General features: G+C 68.0%; 21 protein-coding genes. 17 read left to right on the top strand and 4 right to left on the bottom strand.

All coding sequences use genetic code 11. The annotated features are described in order from the left end of the window. Positions 1-80: 80 nt before the first annotated feature. From pyrH to AWR35_RS03085, 12 genes are all read left to right on the top strand, one after another. The gene (gene pyrH / locus AWR35_RS03140; protein WP_058574502.1) at positions 81-821 is read left to right on the top strand and encodes a UMP kinase; all 741 of its coding nucleotides are present in this window, start codon (positions 81-83) and stop codon (positions 819-821) included. Continuing rightward, complete coding sequence (gene frr / locus AWR35_RS03135) at positions 818-1,375, top strand: ribosome recycling factor (RefSeq protein WP_058574501.1); 558 nt, start codon at positions 818-820, stop codon at positions 1,373-1,375. The genes pyrH and frr overlap by 4 nt, the downstream gene beginning before the upstream one ends. Positions 1,376-1,381: 6 nt before the next feature. Next, on the top strand, positions 1,382-2,152 hold the full coding sequence (gene uppS, locus AWR35_RS03130) for a polyprenyl diphosphate synthase (protein ID WP_231723550.1): 771 nt from the start codon (positions 1,382-1,384) through the stop codon (positions 2,150-2,152). Beyond that, positions 2,149-2,973: a phosphatidate cytidylyltransferase gene (locus AWR35_RS03125; RefSeq protein ID WP_058574500.1), complete on the top strand. Its 825-nt coding sequence runs from the start codon at positions 2,149-2,151 to the stop codon at positions 2,971-2,973. Before uppS ends, AWR35_RS03125 begins: the two co-directional genes overlap by 4 nt. A gap of 2 nt (positions 2,974-2,975) precedes the next feature. After that, the gene (gene dxr, locus AWR35_RS03120; RefSeq protein ID WP_058574499.1) at positions 2,976-4,208 is read left to right on the top strand and encodes a 1-deoxy-D-xylulose-5-phosphate reductoisomerase; all 1,233 of its coding nucleotides are present in this window, start codon (positions 2,976-2,978) and stop codon (positions 4,206-4,208) included. A 3-nt stretch (positions 4,209-4,211) separates the two neighbouring features. Then, positions 4,212-5,594, top strand: coding sequence for an RIP metalloprotease RseP (gene rseP, locus AWR35_RS03115; RefSeq protein ID WP_058574498.1), 1,383 nt, complete (start codon positions 4,212-4,214; stop codon positions 5,592-5,594). 114 nt (positions 5,595-5,708) lie between these two features. Beyond that, the gene (gene bamA, locus AWR35_RS03110) at positions 5,709-8,039 is read left to right on the top strand and encodes an outer membrane protein assembly factor BamA (protein WP_058574497.1); all 2,331 of its coding nucleotides are present in this window, start codon (positions 5,709-5,711) and stop codon (positions 8,037-8,039) included. 116 nt (positions 8,040-8,155) lie between these two features. Next, entirely contained in the window at positions 8,156-8,671 is a 516-nt protein-coding gene (locus AWR35_RS03105) for an OmpH family outer membrane protein (RefSeq protein WP_058574496.1), read from the top strand. 21 nt (positions 8,672-8,692) lie between these two features. After that, complete coding sequence (gene lpxD / locus AWR35_RS03100; RefSeq protein ID WP_058574495.1) at positions 8,693-9,760, top strand: UDP-3-O-(3-hydroxymyristoyl)glucosamine N-acyltransferase; 1,068 nt, start codon at positions 8,693-8,695, stop codon at positions 9,758-9,760. Between the two features lie 14 nt (positions 9,761-9,774). After that, positions 9,775-10,215: a 3-hydroxyacyl-ACP dehydratase FabZ gene (gene fabZ / locus AWR35_RS03095; RefSeq protein WP_058574665.1), complete on the top strand. Its 441-nt coding sequence runs from the start codon at positions 9,775-9,777 to the stop codon at positions 10,213-10,215. Further along, positions 10,212-10,979 (top strand): acyl-ACP--UDP-N-acetylglucosamine O-acyltransferase, encoded by a 768-nt coding sequence (gene lpxA / locus AWR35_RS03090; protein WP_058574494.1) that lies wholly within the window; start codon positions 10,212-10,214, stop codon positions 10,977-10,979. Before fabZ ends, lpxA begins: the two co-directional genes overlap by 4 nt. 60 nt (positions 10,980-11,039) lie before the next feature. Next, positions 11,040-12,434, top strand: coding sequence for a class II fumarate hydratase (locus AWR35_RS03085; RefSeq protein WP_058574493.1), 1,395 nt, complete (start codon positions 11,040-11,042; stop codon positions 12,432-12,434). On the opposite strand, the gene lpxB is transcribed toward AWR35_RS03085, so the two are convergent. Then, positions 12,431-13,606, bottom strand: a complete 1,176-nt coding sequence (gene lpxB / locus AWR35_RS03080; protein ID WP_058574492.1) for a lipid-A-disaccharide synthase — start codon at positions 13,604-13,606, stop codon at positions 12,431-12,433. The two genes, AWR35_RS03085 and lpxB, sit on opposite strands and share 4 nt — an antisense overlap. A 45-nt stretch (positions 13,607-13,651) precedes the next feature. Here lpxB and rnhB point away from each other — a divergent pair, with 45 nt between their 5' ends. After that, positions 13,652-14,275, top strand: a complete 624-nt coding sequence (gene rnhB, locus AWR35_RS03075) for a ribonuclease HII (RefSeq protein WP_156413927.1) — start codon at positions 13,652-13,654, stop codon at positions 14,273-14,275. A gap of 6 nt (positions 14,276-14,281) precedes the next feature. Here rnhB and AWR35_RS03070 read toward each other — a convergent pair whose 3' ends face one another. From AWR35_RS03070 to AWR35_RS03060, 3 genes are read right to left on the bottom strand one after another with little or no spacing between them, the layout of a single operon-like run. Next, positions 14,282-15,469, bottom strand: coding sequence for an HD domain-containing phosphohydrolase (locus tag AWR35_RS03070; protein ID WP_058574491.1), 1,188 nt, complete (start codon positions 15,467-15,469; stop codon positions 14,282-14,284). Continuing rightward, positions 15,466-16,752, bottom strand: coding sequence for an alanine racemase (locus tag AWR35_RS03065; protein ID WP_066185048.1), 1,287 nt, complete (start codon positions 16,750-16,752; stop codon positions 15,466-15,468). Before AWR35_RS03065 ends, AWR35_RS03070 begins: the two co-directional genes overlap by 4 nt. 3 nt (positions 16,753-16,755) lie before the next feature. Further along, on the bottom strand, positions 16,756-18,297 hold the full coding sequence (locus AWR35_RS03060; RefSeq protein WP_058574490.1) for an AMP-binding protein: 1,542 nt from the start codon (positions 18,295-18,297) through the stop codon (positions 16,756-16,758). Positions 18,298-18,479: 182 nt separating this feature from the next. Between AWR35_RS03060 and aroC the strand changes: the two genes are divergently transcribed. Genes aroC through rnhA form a run of 4 tightly spaced genes read left to right on the top strand, consistent with a single transcriptional unit; the run spans position 18,480 to position 22,135 of the window. After that, positions 18,480-19,601 (top strand): chorismate synthase, encoded by a 1,122-nt coding sequence (gene aroC / locus AWR35_RS03055; RefSeq protein WP_058574489.1) that lies wholly within the window; start codon positions 18,480-18,482, stop codon positions 19,599-19,601. Then, on the top strand, positions 19,598-20,806 hold the full coding sequence (locus tag AWR35_RS03050) for an MFS transporter (protein ID WP_058574488.1): 1,209 nt from the start codon (positions 19,598-19,600) through the stop codon (positions 20,804-20,806). Before aroC ends, AWR35_RS03050 begins: the two co-directional genes overlap by 4 nt. 37 nt (positions 20,807-20,843) lie before the next feature. Beyond that, the gene (locus tag AWR35_RS03045; RefSeq protein WP_156413917.1) at positions 20,844-21,638 is read left to right on the top strand and encodes a methyltransferase domain-containing protein; all 795 of its coding nucleotides are present in this window, start codon (positions 20,844-20,846) and stop codon (positions 21,636-21,638) included. Positions 21,639-21,649: 11 nt separating this feature from the next. Beyond that, complete coding sequence (gene rnhA / locus AWR35_RS03040) at positions 21,650-22,135, top strand: ribonuclease HI (RefSeq protein WP_058574486.1); 486 nt, start codon at positions 21,650-21,652, stop codon at positions 22,133-22,135. Positions 22,136-22,205: the final 70 nt, after the last annotated feature.

The following is a 22,205-nucleotide window of genomic DNA, read 5'->3' as shown; positions in this document are numbered from 1 at the left end:
CTTAGCCAGAGATACCGACGCCGCCGCGACCACCCGCGGCGCCCCGTCCGTCGCATGACCACAGCCCACAGGTGAACGATATGCAAACTGCCGGCTCCCCCCGCTACCGACGTGTCCTGCTAAAGCTCAGCGGCGAGGCGCTGATGGGCGAGCAGCCTTTCGGGATCGATCCGGCAGTCATCAATCGCCTTGGCGACGATATCCAGAAGCTGCGCGACCAGGATGTCGAGGTGGCCGTGGTCGTCGGTGGCGGCAACATCTTTCGCGGCGAAGGCCTTGCCGGAGCCGGGATGGACCGGGTTACCGGCGACCAGATGGGCATGCTGGCCACCGTCATGAACGGTCTGGCGATGCAGGACGTGCTCGAGCGCCGCGACCTCAAGGTGCGGGTAATGTCGGCGGTGTCCATTCATGCCGTCTGCGAGGACTACATCCGCCGCCGCGCCGTGCGTCACCTGGAGAAGGGGCGCGTGGTGGTGCTGGTCGGTGGGACGGGCAACCCGTTCTTCACCACCGACTCCGGGGCGAGCCTCCGTGCGGCCGAGCTCAAGGCCGACCTGATGATCAAGGCGACCAAGGTCGACGGGGTCTACAGTGCCGATCCGACCACCCATGACGATGCGGAACGCTACGACCATTTGACGTACAATGCCGTGCTCGACCAGCGGCTGGGCGTCATGGACGCCACCGCGATCGTGATGTGTCGCGATCAGCATATGCCGCTGATGGTGGTTGACATCAATGAGCCGGGGAACCTGGTTCGCGCCGTATCCGGCGAGTCCGTGGGGACCCTAGTGACAGCGGAGAACGTGAAGAAATGATTGACGACGTGGTCAAAGACGCCCGTTCGCGGATGAGCAAGAGCATCGACGCGCTCAAGGGCGAGCTCGCCAAGATCCGCACCGGCCGGGCGCATGTGAGCGTGCTCGACCATATCCACGTGGAGTACTACGGCAGCGAGGTGCCGCTGTCCCAGGTCGCCAAGCTGTCGACCGAGGATGCGCGCACCCTGACCGTCACCCCGTGGGAAAAGGACATGGTGGGCAAGATCGAGAAGGCGATCATGACCTCGGATCTGGGTCTCAACCCGGCCACCGCCGGCACCGTCATCCGCGTGCCGATGCCGCCGCTGACCGAGGAGCGCCGGCGCGAGCTCGGCAAGGTGGTTCGTCACGAGGGCGAGAACACCAAGATCGCCATCCGCAACATCCGTCGTGATGCCAACAACGACCTCAAGGCCTTCCTCAAGGAGAAGGAAATCTCCGAGGACGAGGAGCGCCGTGGCCAGGACACCATTCAGAAGCTGACCGACGAGCGGGTCGCCGAGGTGGACCAGATCGTGGCCGACAAAGAAAAAGAGCTGATGGAAGTCTGATCCGACGTGCGGGCGCGTAGCAACGAGCACGAGCCGGCGCCCGGATCCGAGCGGGCGCGCCTGCCGCGCCACGTGGCGATCGTCATGGACGGTAACGGCCGCTGGGCGCGCGCCCGCCATCTGCCTCGCACGGTCGGGCACCAGCGTGGTCGCCGTGCGGTGCGGGCCACCATCCGCGCCGCGATGCGCCGTGGCGTCCCTCTCCTGACTCTGTTCGCCTTCTCCTCCGAGAACTGGAAGCGCCCGATCGACGAAGTCGACGCGCTGATGAAGCTGTTCATCAACGCGCTGGAGAAGGAGCTCGACGAGCTGGATGAAAATGGCGTCCGCCTGAGTTTCATCGGCGAGCGTTCGCGCCTCGAGCCCCGGGTCCGCGGGCTGATGGAGGCGGCCGAGGCCCGTACGGAGGGCAACGACCGCCTCCACCTGCAGATCGCCGTCAGCTACGGCGGTCAGTGGGATATCCTGCAGGCCGCTCGCCAACTGGCGGAACAGCATGCCGAGGCACCGATCGCGCTCGAGGATCCCGACACCCTCCGCTCGACCTTCGAGGCAGGCCTCTCCACGCCGGACCAGCCTCCGGTCGACCTGTTCATCCGCACCGGTGGAGAGCATCGGCTGAGCAACTTCCTGCTCTGGCAGATGGCCTACGCCGAACTCTACTTCACCGACGTGCTCTGGCCGTTGTTCGACGAGACCGAATTCGATCGCGCACTGGCGTGGTTCGGTGATCGCGAACGGCGCTTTGGTCGCGTGGCCGACGGGGGCAAGTCATGACCGGGACACCGTTGCGGCTGCTCACCGGCCTCATCGCCGGCCTGGTCTCGCTTGCCGTGGTGCTGCTCGCTCCGGAGCGGATCTTTGCGGGGGTCACGCTTGCGCTTCTCGGCTGGGCGGCGGTCGAATGGTTTCGTCTCTGCGGTCTCGAGCCGTGCCGCGTCTGGCCCTGGGCGGTGGCGACCGTGGCCATCGCGGTCGGCTGGCAGGCGGCCTGGCCGGAAGGCCTGCGCGTCTGGCTGCTGGCCACGGTGGCGGTCGTCTGGCTGGGCCTGTTTGTCGCCCAGCTGCGGCATCGGCGCGAGCGGCCGGCGAACCGGCCATTCTGGCTGCGCCGGCTGATCGGTCTGATCATCCTGCCGCTGTTCTGGCTGGCGCTGGTGTCGATCCACGCTGCCCCCCAGGGCGAGTGGCTGCTGGTGTTCGGCATCCTGGTGGTCGTCGTGGCCGATTCACTGGCCTATTTCGCCGGCCGGGCCTTCGGCCGGCGCAAGCTTGCCCCCATGATCAGTCCGGGCAAGTCGATCGAGGGCGTGATCGGCGGCCTGCTTGGCGTGGCCGTGCTGGCCGCCATTGGTGCGGTGCTGCCGCTGTTCGCGACCACGCCCAGCTGGCTGCTGGCCATGTGGTGCGTTGCCGTCGCACTGGCATCCGTGGGCGGTGACCTGGAGGAGTCGCGCCTCAAGCGCGAAGCGGGCGTCAAGGACAGCGGTCGGGTGCTGCCGGGCCATGGAGGCGTGCTGGACCGGCTCGACGGGCAATTCGCCGCCATGCCCCTGTGGTGGCTGGGGCTCTGGCAGATGCAGTTGCTGGGGGCGTGACGATGGACAGGCAGTGCGTCGGTCTTTTCGGCTCGACCGGCAGTATCGGGGCAAGCACGCTGGATGTCCTGGCGCGTCACCCGGAGCGCTTTTCCGTCGAGGTGCTGGCCGCCTACTCCCGGGTCGATCCCCTGTTCGAACAGATCAAGCGCTTCCGTCCCGCGGTGGTCGGGCTGGTCGATGACCGTCAGCGTGCGGCGCTCGATGAGCGCCTGGCGAGCCTTCCCGTCGCGCAGCGCCCGGCGGTGGTGACCGGGCAGGCGGCCGTCGACGAACTGGCCGGCAAGACGGAGCTCGATATCGTGGTGGCGGCGGTCGTCGGCACGGCCGGGCTGGGCTCGACCTGGAACGCGCTTGCCGCCGGCAAGCGGGTGTTGCTGGCCAACAAGGAATCCCTAGTCGCGGCGGGCGAGCTGATGCTGGACGTCGCGCGTCGTGGTGGCGCGACCCTGCTGCCGATCGACAGCGAGCACAACGCGATCTTCCAGTGCCTGCCGGCCGAGCAGGCGGCGGTGGTCGGTCGTGCTGGCGTGGCCGAGGAAAGCCGCGACATCGAGCGGCTGGTGCTCACCGCCTCCGGCGGTCCCTTCCGAGACCGGCCGCTGGCCGACTTTGCCGCGATCACCCCGGAAGAGGCCTGCGCCCACCCCAACTGGTCGATGGGTCGCAAGATCTCGGTCGATTCGGCCACCATGATGAACAAGGGTCTCGAGGTGATCGAGGCGGCGCGCCTGTTCGGGGTTGCCGCCGAGCGGATCGAGGTGCTGGTACACCCCGAGTCCGTGATCCATTCGATGGTGCGCTTCGTCGACGGGTCGGTGATCGCCGAACTGGGCGAGCCGGACATGCGCACGCCCATTGCCCACGCGCTCGCCTGGCCGGACCGGATCGACTCGGGCGTCGCGCCGCTCGATTTCGGCGCCCTGGCCGGGCTGCACTTCGAGCCGCCGGACCCCGAGCGTTTTCCCGCCCTGCGCCTGGCCTTCGAGGCGCTCGACGCTGGTGGCAGCATGCCGCTGGTGCTCAACGCCGCCAACGAGGTGGCCGTGGCCGGTTTTCTCGAGGGACGGATCGGTTTCATGGCGATCCCGGCGGCGATCGAGGCGGCCATGGCCGCGTTTGCCGGTGAGAATCCATCGGTCGCGAGCATCGAGGCGGTGCTCGAGGCCGACCACGCCGTGCGCGAGTGGACCACCGAGTGGTGCCGCTCGGTCGCCGCACGGAACACGGGGTAGGGCATGGAAATACTCGTCAGTCTGGTCGGCTTCCTGCTGACCATCGGCATCCTCGTCGCCTTCCACGAATACGGCCATTTCTGGGTCGCCCGCCGCCTCGGCGTGCGCGTGTTGACCTATTCGCTGGGTTTCGGTCGCGCGATCTTCTCCACCCGACGCGGGCCGGAATCGATCGAGTATCGGGTCGGCATGCTGCCACTCGGCGGCTACGTGCGCATGCTCGACGAACGCGAGGGCGAGGTGGATCCCGCCGAGCGCCACCGGGCCTTCAATCGTCAGCCGATCCGCATTCGTGCCGCGGTGGTTGCCGCCGGACCCGCCGCCAACGTGGTGCTGGCGCTGTTCTTCTGGTGGCTGATGTTCATGATCGGCACGCAGGGCCTGCTGCCGAAGGTAGGCGACCTCGAGGCGGAATCGCGGCTTGCGCACGCTGGCGTCGAGGCCGGCGACGTCATCCGCGCAGTCGACGGACAGTCGGTGGCCACGCTTTCCGACCTGCGCCTGCAACTGCTCAACGGTGCGATCGAGCAGCAACGGCTGCCGATGAAGCTGGACCGCGCCGGTCAAGTCCGCGAGGTCGTGCTCGATCTGCGCGATCTCGACCCCCTCGGCGGCGAGATCGGTCGGCAGCCCACCGATATCCTCGAACGGGTCGGTTTCGTGCCTTGGCGCGCGCCGGCGCACGCCGAGATCGCCGAGGTTCAGCCCGGCTCCCCGGCCGACGTCGCCGGCTTGGCAACCGGTGAGCGGATCGTCGGTCTGGAGGACGCGCGCTTCGAGGATCCCTGGTCACTGATCGATGCCATCAGCGAGCGTGCCGGCCAGTCCACCGAGCTGATCGTCGCCGGCGAGAAGGGCGAGCGCCGGGTGCCGATCACGCCCCGTCCGACCGAGGTGGATGGCGAGACGGTTGGCCGCATCGGCGTGGCGCTGGCCTCGCGGCCGCTGGACCCGGAAGCGGCCGGATCGATGTTCCTGATCGAACGGGCCGGGCCGATCGAGGCGATGGGGCTGGCCGCCGAGCGCAGCTGGGAGATGACCACCCTGACGTTCGAGGTGTTCTATCGGCTGCTGATCGGCGAGGCCAGTATCGCCAACCTGTCCGGGCCGGTGGCGATCGCCGAGTATGCCGGGAAGAGCCTCGTGCTCGGTGTTTCGACCTTCCTCGGTTTTCTGGCACTGGTGAGCCTGTCGCTCGCGATCCTCAACCTGCTGCCGATCCCGATGCTCGACGGGGGGCATCTGCTCCTGTACGCCATCGAGGCCCTCAAGGGCAGCCCGGTCGGGCCGACCGTCGAGGAAATCTTCGCGCGGCTGGGAATTGCCGTTCTCGGCGTGCTCATGGTGGTGGTCTTCTACAACGATATCGCCCGGTTGATGCACTAGCCCTGCTTGGGCCACAATAGCCCGGATTCACGCTTGTGCCGGGTGCGTGCCCGCCGTGCCGCGGCCGGTTTCCCCGTACCTGTTTCATCCGCCTGACCAGGAAAGCCTTTTGGCATGACCATCATCCAACGCTGCACCTCCCTGGCGCTCGCCGCGCTGCTCTTCCTGCCCACGCTGGCACAGGCATTCGAAATCACCGACATCCGGGTCGAGGGGCTCCGCACCATCTCCCCGGGCACCGTCTTCACCTACATCCCCTACGAGGTCGGAGACGACTTCCAGCCCGGCGACAGTACCCGGGTGGTCGAAGCGCTCTACGACACTGGCTTCTTCGAGAACGTCGAAGTGGGCCGCGGTCCGGACGACGCCTTGCTGATCCGCCTGCAGGAGCGCCCGACCATCACTGCGATCGAGGTCAACGGTAACGACAAGGTCGAGACCGAAAAGCTCCAGGAAGCGCTGAAGTCGATCGGCCTGGTCCAGGGGCGAGTCCTCGACCAGCGGGCGCTGGACAAGATGCAGACCGAGCTGCAGCGGGTCTACTACAGCCTCGGCCAGTACGGCGTGCAGATCGAGACGGAGGTCGAGGAGCTCGAAGGCAACCGCGTCTTCGTCGACATCGAGATCTACGAGGGCAAGCCGGCCTCGATCCGTCGGGTGCGCATCATCGGCAACGAGGACTTCGACGAGGACGAGCTGCTCGACGAGCTCGAGCTCGGCCCCGTCTCCTGGTGGGCGTTCTGGTCGAACGCCGACCAGTACTCCAAGCAGAAGTTGCAGGGCGATCTCGAAAGCCTGCGCTCGTTCTACCTCGATCGCGGCTACCTCAAGTTCGCGATCGACTCGACCCAGGTGACGATTACGCCGGACAAGAAGGACATCGAGGTCGTGATCAATGTCTCCGAGGGCGATCGCTACACCGTCGAGGACGTCACCTACAGCGGCAACATGCTGCTCAACGAGCAGACGCTGGATGAGTTGAACCAGGTCGAGGTGGGCGAGTACTTCAATCGCCGCCAGGTCGTCGATACCAGCGAGGCCATCGGCAGCCGCATGGGTGACTACGGCTATGCCTTCGCCCGCGTCGAGCCGCGCCCGCAGATCGACGAGGAAGCCAAGTCGGTCGTGGTCGACTTCAACCTGCAGCCGGGCCGCCGGGTGAGCGTCCGCCGGATCGAATTCCAGGGCAACTACAACACCAACGAGGTCGTCTATCGCCGCGAGATGCGGCAGATGGAAGGCAGCTGGTATGCGGGCGACAAGCTCGACCGCTCCAAGGAGCGTCTGCAACGCCTGCCGTCGGTCAAGACAGTCGAGCAGCAGGTCAAGCCGGTGCCCGACGCGCCGGACCAGGTCGATATCGAGTATGACGTCACCGAGCAGCTGTCCGGCTCGCTGTCTGCCGGTGTGGGCTATTCGCAGGCCGAGGGCGTGCTGTTCAACGTTGGTCTGAACCAGCCGAACTTCCTCGGTACCGGCAAGGAAGTCGGCATCAACGTCGAGCGCAGTTCCTACCGGGAGTACTACCAGTTCAACTACCGCGACCCGTATTTCACGGTCAACGGTGTCAGCCAGGGCTTCGGTCTCTACTACCAGAAGCAGGACGGTACCGAGCTGTCGCTGTCGCGCTACCTGGTCGACTCGTTCGGCGGTAACGTCAACTTCGGCGTGCCGCTCTCGGAGCTGACCTACGCCCAGATCGCCTTCGGCGTGGAAAGCCAGGAAATCAAGGCGACCACCGCCTCGCCCAGCTGGGTGACCGGCGACGACGGCGGCCCGGGCTTCGACGGCGAGCAGTTCTACACCTACACGATCCGTCCGTCGTGGCGTTACGACTCGCGCAATCGCCACCTCTTCCCGACCTCCGGTCAGTATCACAAGCTGTCGGGCACGGTGGCCGTGCCGGGCAGCGACCTGACCTACGTCAAGGGTGAATACGACGGCGAGTTCTACTTCCCAATCACCGAGATGTTCACGCTGCAGGCCCACGGCAACGTCGGCCAGATCAAGTCCTACGGCGATACCCAGTCGGACTACAGCGGCGTGAGCCCGTTCTACGACGGTGTGCCGCCGTTCCTGAACTACTTCACCGGCGGTATCCGGTCGGTGCGTGGCTACGAGGATTACTCGCTCGGCCCGCGCGACAACAACGACGACCCGATGGGCGGCACCTTCAAGGTCAACGGCGGCCTGGCGGTCTACTCGCCGCTGCCGTTCCTGACCGAGCAGCGTGATTCGGTCCGCATGTCGGTGTTCTGGGACATCGGCAACGCCTACCGTGACATCGAGAACTTCGAGGCCGGCACCCTGCGCCAGTCGGTCGGTGTGGGCCTGAGCTGGATCTCGCCGGTCGGCCCGCTGATGTTCAGTTACGCCGAGGCGCTCAACGACGAGCCGGGCGACCGGACACAGAGCTTCCAGTTCTCCATCGGCGCATCGTTCTGATGCCCGCGGGGCATGCCCCCGCTGTGGCATAATGGGGCGCCATCGAGAAGTCGGGCGCTGCCGTTGCCGGTGCCCAATCGGCCCATCCGGGTCCAGATGTTTCAGGAGATGATCGCGTGATTCGCTTGGTTCAACGATTGGTTTTTCTGACCGTCGCGCTGTGCGCGCCGCTGCTGGCCCAGGGCGCCGAGGACGTCAAGATCGGCTTCGTCAACTCGTCCGTGCTGCTGGAACAGGCGCCACAGGCCGAGCGGGCGAAGCAGAAGCTCGAGCAGGAATTCTCCGCCCGGGAGGAGGAGCTGCGTCAGCTTCGCCAGGAAATCCAGGGGCTCGAGGGGCGGCTGAATCGTGAAGGCGTCACGATGACCGACTCCGATCGCAGCGAGCTCGAACGGGAGCTCAACCGCAAGCTGCGTGACCTGCAGCGCCAGCAAAGCAATTTCCGCGACGACCTCAATCTGCGCAAGAACGAGGAACTGGGCAAGTTGCAGCGGCTGGTACTGGAAGCCATCCGCGAGGTTGCCCGCGACAAGGGCTATGACCTGGTGCTCTCCGAGGGCGTGGTCTATTCCGCCGACCGGGTCGAGCTGACCGAGGACGTGCTCGACCGGCTCGAGCAGAAAGGCCGCTGATCGGCCGGGGCTGGAGTCACGGTGAGCATTCCCGCCAGCACGAGCGCGACCCCGGGCGAAATCGCCGCCTGGCTCGACGCCGCAGTGACCGACGAGGCCGCTACCCGTATCACGGGGGCGGCCTCGTTGGCCTCGGCTGACGGCAGCGAAGTGGCCTACTACGACGGCGATCGCAAGACGGCCAGTGTGGCGGCGCAGACACGCGCCGGGTTGGTGATTACCAACGAGGCCGGTCGCGCGAGTCTGCCAGCCGGCGTGCCGGCCATCGTCGTCGGCGACCCGCGGCTTGCCTTCGCCCATACGCTTGACCGACTGTACGCGCGCCCGACGCCGACGCCGGGCATCCACCCGACAGCGGTGGTGGCCGATGATGCCGACATCGATCCAAGCGTAAGCATCGGGCCGCAGAGCGTTGTCGGTGCGGGCTGCCGGATCGAGGCAGGGGCGGAGATCGGCCCCGGCTGCATGGTCGGAGGCAATGTCATCATCGGCGCCGAGACACGCCTGCTCGCCCGCGTGACCGTGCTGGACGACAGCGTCATCGGGGCGCGTTGCGTGCTCCAGCCGGGTGTGGTGATCGGCTCCGACGGTTTCGGGCTCGCCCAGGACCAGGGTGCCTGGCGGCGGGTGCCGCAGGTGGGGCGCGTGGTGATCGGCAACGATGTGGATATCGGAGCGAACACCACCATCGATCGTGGGGCGCTCGACGACACCGTGATCGACGACGGGGTCAAACTGGATAACCTGATCCAGATCGCGCACAACGTGCGCATTGGCGAGCACTCGGCGGTTGCCGGCTGCGCTGGCCTGGCCGGCTCCAGCGAGGTCGGTCGCCACTGCACCCTCGGGGGCGGTGTCGGCCTGGCCGGGCATCTCTCGCTGGCGGACAACGTCCACATCACCGGGATGTCGATGGTTACCCGTTCGATTCACCGGCCGGGCGTGTACTCCGCCGGTACCCCGCTGGACAGCAACGAGCGCTGGCACCGCAATGCCGCGCGCTTCAAACAACTCGACCGGCTGGCGCGCCGGGTAAAACAACTGGAAAAACAGCTCGGCGACGCGCCGACGCGTGAGGAAGACTCGTGAGCGAAGACAACATCATGAACGTGCAGGAGATCATGGAGCTCCTGCCGCACCGCTACCCGTTCCTGCTGATCGACCGTGTGGTGGATTGGGCACCCGACGAGTATCTGGTGGCGATCAAGAACGTCACATTCAACGAACCGTTCTTCCAGGGTCACTTCCCGGTCCGCCCGATCATGCCCGGCGTGCTGGTGGCCGAGGCGATGGCGCAGGCCACCGGCGTGCTCGCCTTCCGCAGCAACGGCGGCGGGCCCAAGGATGACGCGCTCTACATGCTGGTGGGCCTGGACGACGTCACCTTCCGTCGCATGGTCGAGCCGGGTGATCAGTTGACCATCCGCGTCGAGATCAAGCGCATGGCGCGCGGCATGGGTATCTTCAACTGCGAGGCGCGCGTGGGCGACGAGCTCGCCGCCCGGGCAACGGTCAAGTGCGTGGCCAAGGAAGTGACCGAGTGATTCATTCGACCGCGATCATCAGCGACGAGGCACGGCTGCACGAGAGCGTGTCGGTCGGCCCCTTTGCCATCATCGAGGGCGAGGTCGAGATCGGCGCCAACACGGTCGTCGAGTCGCACGCCGTGATCAAGGGACCTTGCCGCATCGGCGAAGACAACCACATCTTCAGTCATGCCGTCGTCGGCGAGGTGCCGCAGGACCTCAAGTACGCCGGTGAGCGGACCTTTCTCGAGATCGGCGACCGCAACCGCATCCGCGAATTCTCCACCATCCACCGTGGCACGGGTGGTGGCGGCGGACTGACCCGACTGGGCTCCGACATCCTGGTGATGGCCTATGCGCACGTCGCCCACGACTGCCTGGTCGGCGACCACGTCATCCTTGCCAATGCCGCCTCGCTGGCCGGCCATGTCGAGGTGGGCGAGTACGCCATCTTCGGCGGATTCGCCGTGGCGCATCAGTTCTGCCACATCGGCCCGCATGCCTTCATTGGCGGGTTCTCCAAGGTTTCCAAGGACGTGGTGCCCTTCGTCATGGCGGACGGAGCCCGGGCGCGTGCCATCGGCCTGAACAAGGAGGGCCTCAAGCGGCGCGGTTTCTCGCAGGAGACCATCACGCTGCTCAACCGCTGCTTCCGCCAGCTGGTCAAGCGCCAGGGCGACGATCTCGCCTGGACCGAGTTCGAGCAGGCCGCCGAGACCGAACCGGCACTCGCCGAGATGCTCGACTTCATCCGCGAAAGCGACCGCGGCATCACGCGCTGATGTCGACGGGGCGCGTCGCGACCCCGCCATTCCGTTTCCACCTCTGACCGTTCCGACACCATGACTGCCACCAATCCCGCCGAACGCATCGAGCACGACAGCCTGGGCGAGGTGCGGTTGCCCGCCGATGCGCTCTACGGCCCGCAGACCCAGCGCGCCGTTGACAACTTCCCGGTCAGCGGCCGACCCATGCCGGTCGCCTTCATCGACGCGCTCTGCCGCATCAAGGCGGCCTGCGCGCGCGGCAATCAGCAGATCGGTGCACTCGACGCCACTCGTGCCGACGCGATCGCGAGCGTGGCCGGGCGCCTGGTGAGCGGGCTGGCGGAAGGGCGGTTCCGCGAGGCCTTCCCGGTCGACGTCTATCAGACCGGCTCGGGCACCTCGAGCAACATGAACGTCAACGAGGTGATCGCCCACCTGTCCGGCGATGCGGACGTGCATCCCAATGATCACGTCAACATGAGCCAGAGCTCCAACGACATGGTGCCGAGCGCCATCCGCGTGATGTCGGTGCAGCGCGTCGAGAACGACATGCTGCCGGCGCTGGCACACCTGGAGACGGTGCTGCTGGGCCGGGCCGGCGAGCTCCGCGACGTGGTCAAGACCGGGCGGACGCACCTGATGGACGCGACCCCCATCCGCTTCGACCAGGTGATCGAGGGCTACGTCGAGCAGCTGCGCGGCTGGCGCCTTTCCCTGGAACAGGCGCGTGACCGCAATCTCGCCCTGCCGCTGGGCGGCACGGCCGTGGGCACCGGCCTCAACGCCCCGCAGGGGTTTGCCGCGGCCGCCGTCGAGGCGCTGAACCGCTCGCTCGAGCGGGAGCGCCCGTTCACCCTGCTGTCGCAACCGGCCGCCGGCATGAGCGTCCAGGACGACTCGCTTGCACTGAGTTCGGCCCTGCGCGGCGTGGCGGCCTTCCTGCACAAGCTCGCCAACGACCTGCGCTGGATGAACAGCGGCCCGCTGGCCGGGCTGGGCGAGATCAGCCTGCCGGCGTTGCAGCCAGGAAGCTCGATCATGCCGGGCAAGGTCAACCCGGTGGTGCCGGAATCGGCGGCGATGGTCGCCGTGCAGGTCCAGGGGCTGGATCAGGCCATCGCCATGGCGGCCCAGTCGGGTAACTTCGAGCTCAACGTGATGTTCCCGCTGGTGGCGGCGAACCTCGACGAGATGATCACCCTGGCGGCGAACGCCTCGCGGCTCCTGGCCGACAAGGCGATCGCCGGCTTCACCGTCAACCGGGAACGGATCGAGCGCGATCTCGCCGCCAACCCGATCCTGGTCACGGCCTTGAATCCGGTGATCGGCTACGAGGCCGGCGCGGCGATTGCCAAACGGGCCTACGCCGAGGGGCGGGCGGTGATCGACGTGGCGCGCGAGATGACGGATCTCGACGAGGCGACGCTGACCGACCTGCTGGACCCGCGCCGCCTCACCGGCGGGGACTAGGCCCGCCCCGCTAGCACCCGGGCGGCGAGATCGGCGAGGCGGTCGAGTGCGCCGCCGGCGCCTAGCCGCTCGCGGATTTCCCCGAGCTCGGCCTTCTGCGCCCGGGCCCCACGGCGACTGAGGATGGCCTCGAGGTCGGGGGCCAGTCGCGTCGGGGTCGCCTCCTGCTGGATACGTTCCGGGACCGCGGCATGACCGAGGATGACGTTCGGCAGGCCGACGTGCTCGACCCGTACCAGGCGCTTTGCGAGCGCGTAGGTCAGCGCGTTGCTGCGATAGGCGATCACCTGGGGCGTGCCGATCAGGGCGGCTTCGAGGGTGGCGGTGCCGCTGGCAACCAGCAGCGCGTCACTCGCGGCCATTACCTGACGGGCACCGGCGTCGGTGACGGTCAGCCGAGCGCGCAGTGCATCCGAGAGGTCGGCCGCATCGATCTGTGTGGCGAGCCACTCGGCGTCGATGGAGCCGGCGCGAGGAACGAGAAAACGACGATCGGGGTCGGTGGTCAGCAGGCGTTCGGCCGTCTCGAGAAACACCGGCAGCAGCCGCTCGATCTCGCCGCGGCGACTGCCGGGCAGCAGGCCGACGATGGTCTCGTCCGTCCCCAGCGACAGGGCGGTGCGCGCGGTCGAGCGATCGGGCGCCTCGCGGTCGATCAGGTCGATCAACGGATGGCCGACATGGGTGGTCGGCAGGCCGTGGCGGGCGAACAGCGGTACCTCGAAATCGAACAGCACGGCCAGCTGGTCGGCATAGCGGTTGAAGTGTTTGGCGCGGTTCGGGCGCCAGGCCCAGACCTGCGGCGCGACGAAGAACAGCACCGGGATGCCGCGTGCCTTGGCCTCCTTGGCCAGGCGCTGGTTGAATTCCTGGAAATCGATCACGATGACCAGATCCGGCCGCCGCTGATCAAGGGCCTCGACCAGCGTGGTCATCGCCGCTCGAAGCTGGCCGTAATGACGGAGCACCTCGACCAGGCCCATCACCGAGACCTGGTCCATGTCGACGATGGTGTCGATGCCGGCAGCGCGCGACTGGGCGCCACCCAGGCCGAAGGCGGTGAGCCCCGGGAGGCGTTCCTTCAGGCGGGGCATCAGCTCGGCGGCGTACATGTCGCCAGAGGCCTCGCCGGCGGCGATGAGGATCTGCGGTTGGTGCGTCGATGAATTCAAGCTGGCCTCCCTGCAGCAAGATGAGTGATGACGATGAGCGCGAGTATGCCGCAAGCGGACCTGTTTGACGATCTGGACGCCGCCGGCTGCTACTGCGGTGTCGACGAGGCCGGACGCGGCCCGCTGGCCGGCCCGGTGGTCGCCGCGGCGGTGATCCTCGATCCGGCCCGATCGATTCGTCTCCTGGACGACTCCAAGAAGCTGACGGAGGCCCGTCGCGAGGCCCTGTTCGACGAGATCCGCGAGCGGGCCGCCGGCTGGGCGATCGCCGAGGCGAGCGTGGCCGAGATCGACGAGATCAACATCCTGCATGCCTCCATGCTCGCCATGCGCCGGGCCGTGCTCTCGTTGCTGGATGACGGTCACGCCCTCGACCGGGCGCACATCGACGGCAATCGCTGCCCGGAGCTGCCGGTGCTCGGCCGGGCGCTGGTGGGTGGTGATGCCTCCGATCCGGCCATCGCCGCGGCCTCGATACTGGCCAAGGTGTCACGTGATCGCCAGATCGTTGCCCTGGACGCCGAGCACCCCGGGTACGGGCTGGCCCGGCACAAGGGTTACCCCACCCCGGCCCATCTCGCGGCCCTCGCCGAGCTGGGCCCCAGCCCCATCCACCGCCGCTCCTTTGCCCCGGTCCGGCGCCTCTGTTTCCCCGACACGCCTGGCTGAAGCGGCTCAGCCGACGCCGTCGCGCAGTCGAATGAACGCGTCGTAGTTGGCCAGGAACAGGTCCGTCAGTGCGGGGTCGAACTGGCGGCCGCGCTCGGCGGCGAACAGCTCGCGTATCCGCTCGTCCTCCCAGGCCGGCTTGTAGGCGCGTTCGAAGGACAGGGCATCGAACACGTCGGCGATCGCCACCAGCCGCCCCTCGATCGAGATGGTCTCGCCCGACAGGCCGCGCGGGTAGCCATTGCCGTCCCAGCGCTCGTGGTGTTCGTGGGCGATGGTCGCTGCGGCCTGTAGCAGAGGCCGTCCGGACGCCTTGAGGATGCCGTGGCCCAGGTGGGTGTGCGACTGCATCTCGCGGAATTCCTCGTCGGTCAGACGGCCTGGCTTGTTCAGTATCCGGTCGGGAATGGCGATCTTGCCGACGTCGTGCAATGGCGCGGCCTGATGGATCGCGGTGACGTGCTCGTCGGGCAGGCCGGCGAGCTCGGCCAGGTGCCGGGCATAGGCGGCGACCCGGGCGACGTGGTTGCCGGTCTCTTCCGAGCGCGCCTCGCACAGCTCGCCCAGCAGGCGGACCAGGTCGGTCTGGGTGGATTCCAGCTCGCGGTTCAGTCCGCGGATGCGTTGCACACCGTCGTCGACCTGGCGTTCCAGTTGTGCCTGGAAGGCCTGCTGCATGTCGGCCAGCCGCGCCTTGTATCCCTGCATGAACCAGCTGATCACCGCGAGGAAGAACAGCGCGGTCAACTGGCTGCCCAGGGCAATGTCGCTGTATTCCAGCGGGAGGATGCGCGTCCAGTGGAGCGTATAGGTGAGCGTCACCAGCGAGAGGAATGCCGCATCCCAGCCGATCAGGCTGCGCGGGCGCTCGACCAGGAAGGCGGCAATCGGCGGGAAGAGCAGCATCCAGAGGATGTCGAAGCTCTGGTGCTGGCCGACGAAGGCGAAACTGAGCAGGTAGGGCATCAGCGCGCCGAGAAACCAGCGCTTGGCCACGCGCCAGCCCCAGTACCGCTCGATCCAGGCGCTCAGTCCCACCGCCGCGAGCATCAGGGCGTGGATCAGCGAGAAGACCGGCCGGTCGATGACCAGGTTGGCGAGCAGGGAGAGAATCAGCAACGCCGCGCTGACCAGGAGAAAACGCTGGAAGTGTCGACCGGCATCCGGCCGGGCGGCGGCGCGGGCGGTGGTCACACCAGGAATTCCATTGCCGCGTCCCTCGAAAGGAAGGCGCCGGGCGAGGCCGATGCCCCGTACGCGCCCGACTGCAGCACGGCAATCCAGTCGCCGGGTGCGAGCGGCGGCAGCGACTGCTTCTTGCCCAGCACGTCCAGGGGCGTACACAGCGGGCCGGCGAGATCCACGGTTTCGCTGGCCGCGTCGTCGAGGTGATCGGCCGCCACCAGCGGCCAGTTGCGTCGCAGCACCGCGCCGAGATTGCCGGACAGGGCGAGGTGGTGATGCATGCCGCCGTCGCAGACGAGATAGGTGGTCCCCCGCGAGACCTTGCGGTCGACCACGCGCGTGAGATAGACACCGGCGGCGGCGACCAGGAAACGGCCCAGCTCCAGGCGGGTGTCGATGTTCGTGCCGCCGTTCTCGCCCAGAGCGGAAAGCGCCTCGCCGAGACGAGCAAACGCCGGGGCCAGAGTGTCGAGATCCAGCGGACGATCTCCGGGATGGTAGGCCACGCCCAGCCCGGGGCCGATGATCAGTTCCCCCGGGGTGTAGCCGGTGCTGTCCTGCCAGTCGCGCAGCAGTTCGGTCCAGGCATCGAGTGTCGCGGCGATCGCCTCGATATCCAGGCTTTGCGAGCCGGCGAACAGGTGCAGCCCCACCAGGTCGATACCGCCCTCGGCCAGTGCCGCGCGCTGCTCGAGGAGCGCCGGGATGGCCTCGCTGTCGATGCCGAACGGCCGGGCACCGCCGCCCATGTGCATGCCGGAGCCCTTGAGGGCGAAGGGGGGATTGACCCGCAGGGCGACCCGCGCACGCTGTCCGCTCAGGCGGGCTGCGGTCATGATCCGTTCGAGTTCGCCCACCGACTCGGCGTTGATGGTGATGCCGTTCTCGATCGCAAAGCGATGCTCGGCGCGCGACTTGGCCGGGCCGGCGATCGAGAGTTTCTGCCCCGAGTCGGCCACCTCGCTGGCCTGCTGCATTTCGGTCAGCGAGGCGCAGTCGAAGCCGTCGACCAGGCCGGCCATGTGCCGCAGCAGTGGCGGGAAGGGATTGGCCTTGATCGCGTAGTGAATGCCGATCGATTCGGGCAGGGCGCTCCGCAGCGAGGCGACGGCGGCATCGAGGCAGCGCCGGCTGTAGAGGTAGGCCGGTGTCTGCGGTATCCGCTTCGAAAGCGGCTGGCCATCGATGGCGAGATGTCCGTTTTCCCGGCCCCAGCATGCGGCCAGTGGTCCGAGCGTGTTCTCGAGCACCTCGTGGCCGTTGGCGGGATCGATCGCGTCGCGCTTCGCCATGGGTCAGTGCGCCTCCGTCTGTGTCTGGTTCAGCAATGCCTGGCGGTCGAACTTGCCGTTGGCCGAGCGGGGCAGGGCGGCATGCGTGATGATCTCGGCCGGCTGCTGATAGGGTGCCAGATGAAGCCGCATATGACGGCGCAGCGCGTCGGCATCGACCTGTGCCGGGGCGACATGCAGTTGCAGTCGCTGGTTGCCGCGCTCCGGATCGGGCAGTCCCAAGGCGACGGCCTCCTCGACACCGGACGCGGCGTGTGCGACTGATTCGATTTCCTCGGGGCTGATGCGAAAGCCGGCGACCTTGATCTGCTCGTCGAGTCGCCCCTCGAAGTGCATGCGTCCCGCCTCGTCCATGCGCACGCGATCACCGCTGTAGACCACCCGTTCGGCCTGCGGGTCCGGCCAGCCCGCCGGCGGGGTGCGGAAGCGTGCGGCGGTGGCCTCGGCATCGTTGATGTAGCCCAGCGCCACCAGCGGGCCACCCTGAACCAGCTCGCCGCTCTCGCCCGGCCCAACCAGGCGGCCCTCCTCGTCGACCAGGCCGATGGTCGTGTCGGCCAGCGGGTAGCCGATGGCCCCCGGCTGGGTATCGACCTCGTCGGGCGGCAGGTAGGTGGCGCGGAAGGCCTCGGTCAGGCCGTACATCAGGAAGAGCTGGGTTGCCGGGCGGGCCTCGCGCAGTCGGCGGACGGCGGCCAGCGGTAACGCCCCACCGGAGTTGGTCAGTACGCGCAATGCCGGGGCATCGGCCAGCCAGGGTTGTTGGGAGAGCGGCACCAGCAGACCGGGCGTGCCGGCGAACACCGTCGCTTTCTCTCTCACTAGCGGGCGCTTGAGGTCGGCGGGCAGCAGGTAGTCGTCCAGGTAGACGGCCGCGCCGCTGGCCAGGCCCGTGGTGATCTGCGAGAAGCCGTAGTCGAAGGCCAGCGGCAGGATGGCGGCGATCACGTCATCCGGGCGCAGGCCGAGGTAGTCGGCGACCACGCGCGTGCCGGTGTCGAGGTTGCCCTCGCTGACCATCACGCCCTTGGGCAGGCCGGTGCTGCCCGAGGTGAAGAACAGCATCGCCAGGCGATCCGGGTCCGGCTGCCGTTCGTCATGCGTCTCGGCCAGCGGGTCTATCGACGCGGGTTCGGCCAGCGCCTGCGGTGCCTCGGCGCCGGCGGGCCACCAGCCCCAGGCGGCGTCGATGTCTCGCTGCTCGTATTGCGTCAGCCGAGGGCGGTCGGCAAGCAGGCCGCGCGCCTCGCAGCGGGCGAGCTGGTGGTCGACCTGTTCGGGCCTTAGCCCGGGGTGGGCCGGGGCGGGAACGATGTCCTCGGCGAGCATCGCCAGCAGCCAGAGGACCGTGTCGACCGACTTGCCGGCCCAGACCACCACCCGGTCGCCGGCGGTGAGATCGAGCGCCTGCAGGGAGCGTCGAGCCCCCTGCAGGCGGCCGGCCAGTTCCGCATAGTCCAGCCACTGCTTCCGGTCGCCCAGGGCATGCGCCTGCGGGCGGATACGGGCCTGCCGGTCGATGGCGGAGATGAGGTCGATGGGCATGGACGGCTGGTCTTGGGCAGTGTCCGGATCGGACAGGTATACTCTGCGGCTCTGCGGTCGGTGGGCCGGGCATTTCCCGGCCTGCCGCGGACCGCGAAGTTTATCATGCTCGACAGGCCGCCCGCGCGGGGCGCAGCCGGTCGTCGTCACGACATCGACCGCCAGTTTTTGGAACCACACGTATGGCAGGCAACACCTTCGGCACCCTGTTTCGGGTCACGACATTCGGCGAATCCCATGGCGCGGCGCTCGGCGCGATCGTCGACGGCTGCCCGCCCGGATTGCCGCTGACCGAGGCGGACCTGCAGGCCGATCTCGATCGGCGGCGGCCGGGCACCTCACGGCACACCACGCAGCGGCGCGAGCCCGACCAGGTGCGCATCCTCTCCGGGGTGTTCGAGGGGGAGACCACCGGTACGCCCATCGGTCTGCTGATCGAGAACGTCGACCAGCGTTCCAAGGACTATTCCAAGATCGCCGAGCAGTTCCGCCCCGGCCACGCCGACTACACCTATCGGCAGAAATACGGTGTGCGCGACTACCGAGGCGGCGGGCGCTCCTCGGCCCGCGAGACGGCCATGCGGGTGGCGGCCGGCGCGATTGCCAAGAAATGGCTGGCGGAGAACCATGGCGTCACCGTGCGCGGCCACCTGTCGCAGCTCGGACCCATCACCCTGAGCGAGGACTGCTTCGACTGGGCGGCCGTCGGCGAGAACCCGTTCTTCTGGCCCTGTGCCGCGCAGGTGTCGGAACTGGAGACCTTCATGGACGATCTGCGTCGCTCGGGTGACTCGGTCGGGGCCAAGGTCACGGTGCGTGCCGAAGGCTGCCCGCCGGGCTGGGGCGAGCCGGTGTTCGATCGTCTGGATGCCGACATCGCCCATGCCCTGATGGGGATCAACGCGGTCAAGGGCGTCGAGATCGGCGACGGTTTCGACTGCGTGGCTGCCCGCGGCACCGAATTCCGTGACGAGATCAGCCCCGAGGGCTTCCAGAGCAACCATGCCGGTGGCGTGCTCGGCGGCATCTCCAGCGGTCAGGACATCATCGCCCACCTGGCCTTGAAGCCCACTTCCAGCATCCGCCTGCCGGGTCAGAGCGTCGACATGCAAGGTGAATCCACTGAGGTGGTCACCACCGGGCGCCATGATCCCTGTGTCGGCATCCGGGCCACACCGATCGCCGAGGCGATGCTCGCCCTGACCTTGATGGACCACGCCCTGCGCCAACGCGGTCAGTGCGGTGATCTCACCACCGACACGCCGGTGGTGCCGGCCGGGGAAGGCTCGACACCGGGCCGATGAGCGCGCAGCCGGCAGGGCAGGGCGGGGCGGCCAGCCTCAACCCGATCCGGCTCGGGTACTTCGCCTTCTTTCTCGGGCTCGGCGTCTATCTGCCGTACTTCAGCCCCTACCTGATCGAGCAGGGCTTTGCGCCCGACACGGTTGGGGCAATGCTGGCCATGGTGATGGCCGCGAAGCTGATCGCCCCGCCCCTGCTCGGCTGGGTGGTCGACCACAGCGGCCGGGTGGTCGTCTGGCTGATCGCCGCCGCGGTGGTCAGCGGTTTGCTTGCCGCCGGCCTCGGTCTCCTGGGCGGCCTGGAGGCCGGCCTGCTCGGCTGGATGGTGCTGCTGGTGCTGTTCGGCTTCTTCTGGCAGCCGCTGCTATCGCAGCTGGACGTGGCCGCGCTGCGTCTGACCGGCCCGGCGCCCGAGCGCTATCCGGCCCTGCGAGCCTGGGGGTCGATCGGCTTTATCGTCGCCTCGGTAGGGCTGGGTGCACTGATCGACCGCATCGGTCTGGATGCCGTGCCCTGGCTGATGGCCGTGGCGCTGATCGCGCTGGCGGTGGTGCTGTTTCGGGTACCGGAACCGGGCGTACCGCGCGAGACGGGTGCTCTGCCGGTGTCGATCCGCGCCCGGCTCAAGGAGCCGGCGATGATCGGCTTCTTCGCCGGCTCGTTCCTGATCAATCTCGCTCACGGTGTCTACTACGCCTTCTTTTCCGTCCACCTCGCGGATCTCGGCTACTCGGCGACCGCCATCGGGTTGCTGTGGGCGCTGGGTGTGGTCGCCGAGATCGTGCTGTTCTTCCTCCTGCCCGGCCTGCGCAACCGCTTTGCGCCATTGTTCCTGCTGCTGGTCGCCATCGGCCTGATGGCGCTGCGCTGGCTGCTGATCGGCTACCAGGCGGACGTGTTCGGCTGGCTGCTGTTCGCCCAGCTGCTGCATGCGGCCAGTTTCGGCATGACGCACGCCGTCGGCATCTGGGTAATCGATCATCAGTTTCCCGGCCGGGCCCATGCCCGCGGGCAGGCGATCCTGTCGGCAGCGAGCTACGGTGGCGGAGCCGCGCTCGGCCTGTACCTCGCCGGGCTGCTCTGGGGTAGAGTGGAACCCGGCACGGCCTTCGCCGCGATGACCGTCGCCAGCCTGCTGGCCTTCGCCCTGATGCTTGTCAGCCGGCGGGTGGTGCGCTGGTCGCCCGGCGAGCGCGAGGCCGGCTAGTGATTCCCTGACTGAACCCGAGGAAGCGTTGCACGCCGTGAGCCAGCCGCCTGTCAGCCCCAACGAGCTTCCCGCCAGCGTTGCCGCGGCCGACTGGTATCGCGGCCCGATCGGTCGCCTGGTGGCGGCCGACCTGATCGAGTTGCTCGCCCGCCGGGCGGAGACAGCCTTCGGCTATCACGCCCTGGTTCTGGGCGAGGCGGGGCCCGAGTTCGATCGTCGCTTCGACTGGAACCGGCAACTGCGCATCGGCCACCAGGTGATGGCCGGGCCGCCCGGTGGTGAGGGCACGGGGATGCCGGTCGACCTCGATGCCCTGCCGATCGAGAGCGAGGCGGCCGACCTGGTGATCGCCCTGCACGTGCTCGAGGATAGGCGCAACCCCCACGAGATCCTGCGCGAGATCGACCGGACGCTACGTCCGGAAGGTCGCCTGCTGCTGGTGGGGGTCAATCCGGCCAGCCTGTTGCACCTGAGCGCGCGGTTCTGGCCGCGTTGCCACGCGCCGCTGGCACTCGGGCATCACCATCCGGCCTGGCGGGTGGTCGACTGGCTGCGTGTGCTCGGCTACCGGATCGAGGCGATCGAGCCTGCCGGCGGCGTGGCGCCGTGGTGCCGCGCTGCGACCTACCGGCGTTGCGAGCGCCTGCGCCGGATTAGCGGCGACTGGGCCTGGTTCCTCAATGGTCTGTACCTGATCGACGCCACCCGGCGCGTGGCCCGGCCGACGCCGGCCAAACCGGCCTTTCGCCTGCGTTCGCTGGTCGGTCAGCCGGTGAGCGGCGAGGTGGCGGGCTTTCGTCGCGAGTCCAACAACCATTCCAACCGATAAGTCCCGAGATCATGCAGTCATCCGATGCCTCCTCCCCTAGCCGACGCAAGGTCGTCCACGCCTGGACCGACGGCGGCTGCCGCGGCAACCCCGGCCCGGGCGGCTGGGGGGCGGTGCTGCGCTTCGGCGAGCACGAGCGCGACCTTTGGGGGGCGGATACCGAGACCACCAACAATCGCATGGAGCTCACCGCGGCGATCGAGGCGCTCGAGGCGCTCAAGGAGCCCTGCGAGGTCCATCTGACCACCGATTCGCAGTATGTCCGCCAGGGGATCACCGAATGGATCCACAACTGGCGCCGGCGCAACTGGCGTACCGCCGCCGGCAAGCCGGTCAAGAACGCCGATCTCTGGCGACGCCTGGAGCAGGCCGCCGAGCGACATGAAGTCCACTGGCACTGGACTCGCGGCCACGTCGGCCATCCCGAGAACGAGCGTGCCGACCAGCTGGCCAACCGGGCCATGGACGAGGCGGCTGCCGACGGGGCCATCGATTAGCCGGCCGGGGCGACGGGGCCGATATCGCGAGCCAGCCGCAGTTCCCCTAGTCTTCAATGCAAGAAGACGC

This window comes from Guyparkeria sp. WRN-7, assembly GCF_001641825.1.
Taxonomy (GTDB): Bacteria; Pseudomonadota; Gammaproteobacteria; order Halothiobacillales; family Halothiobacillaceae; genus Guyparkeria.
Note: the sequence above shows the minus strand (reverse complement) of the source record. Positions and strands in the feature narration are given on the sequence as shown.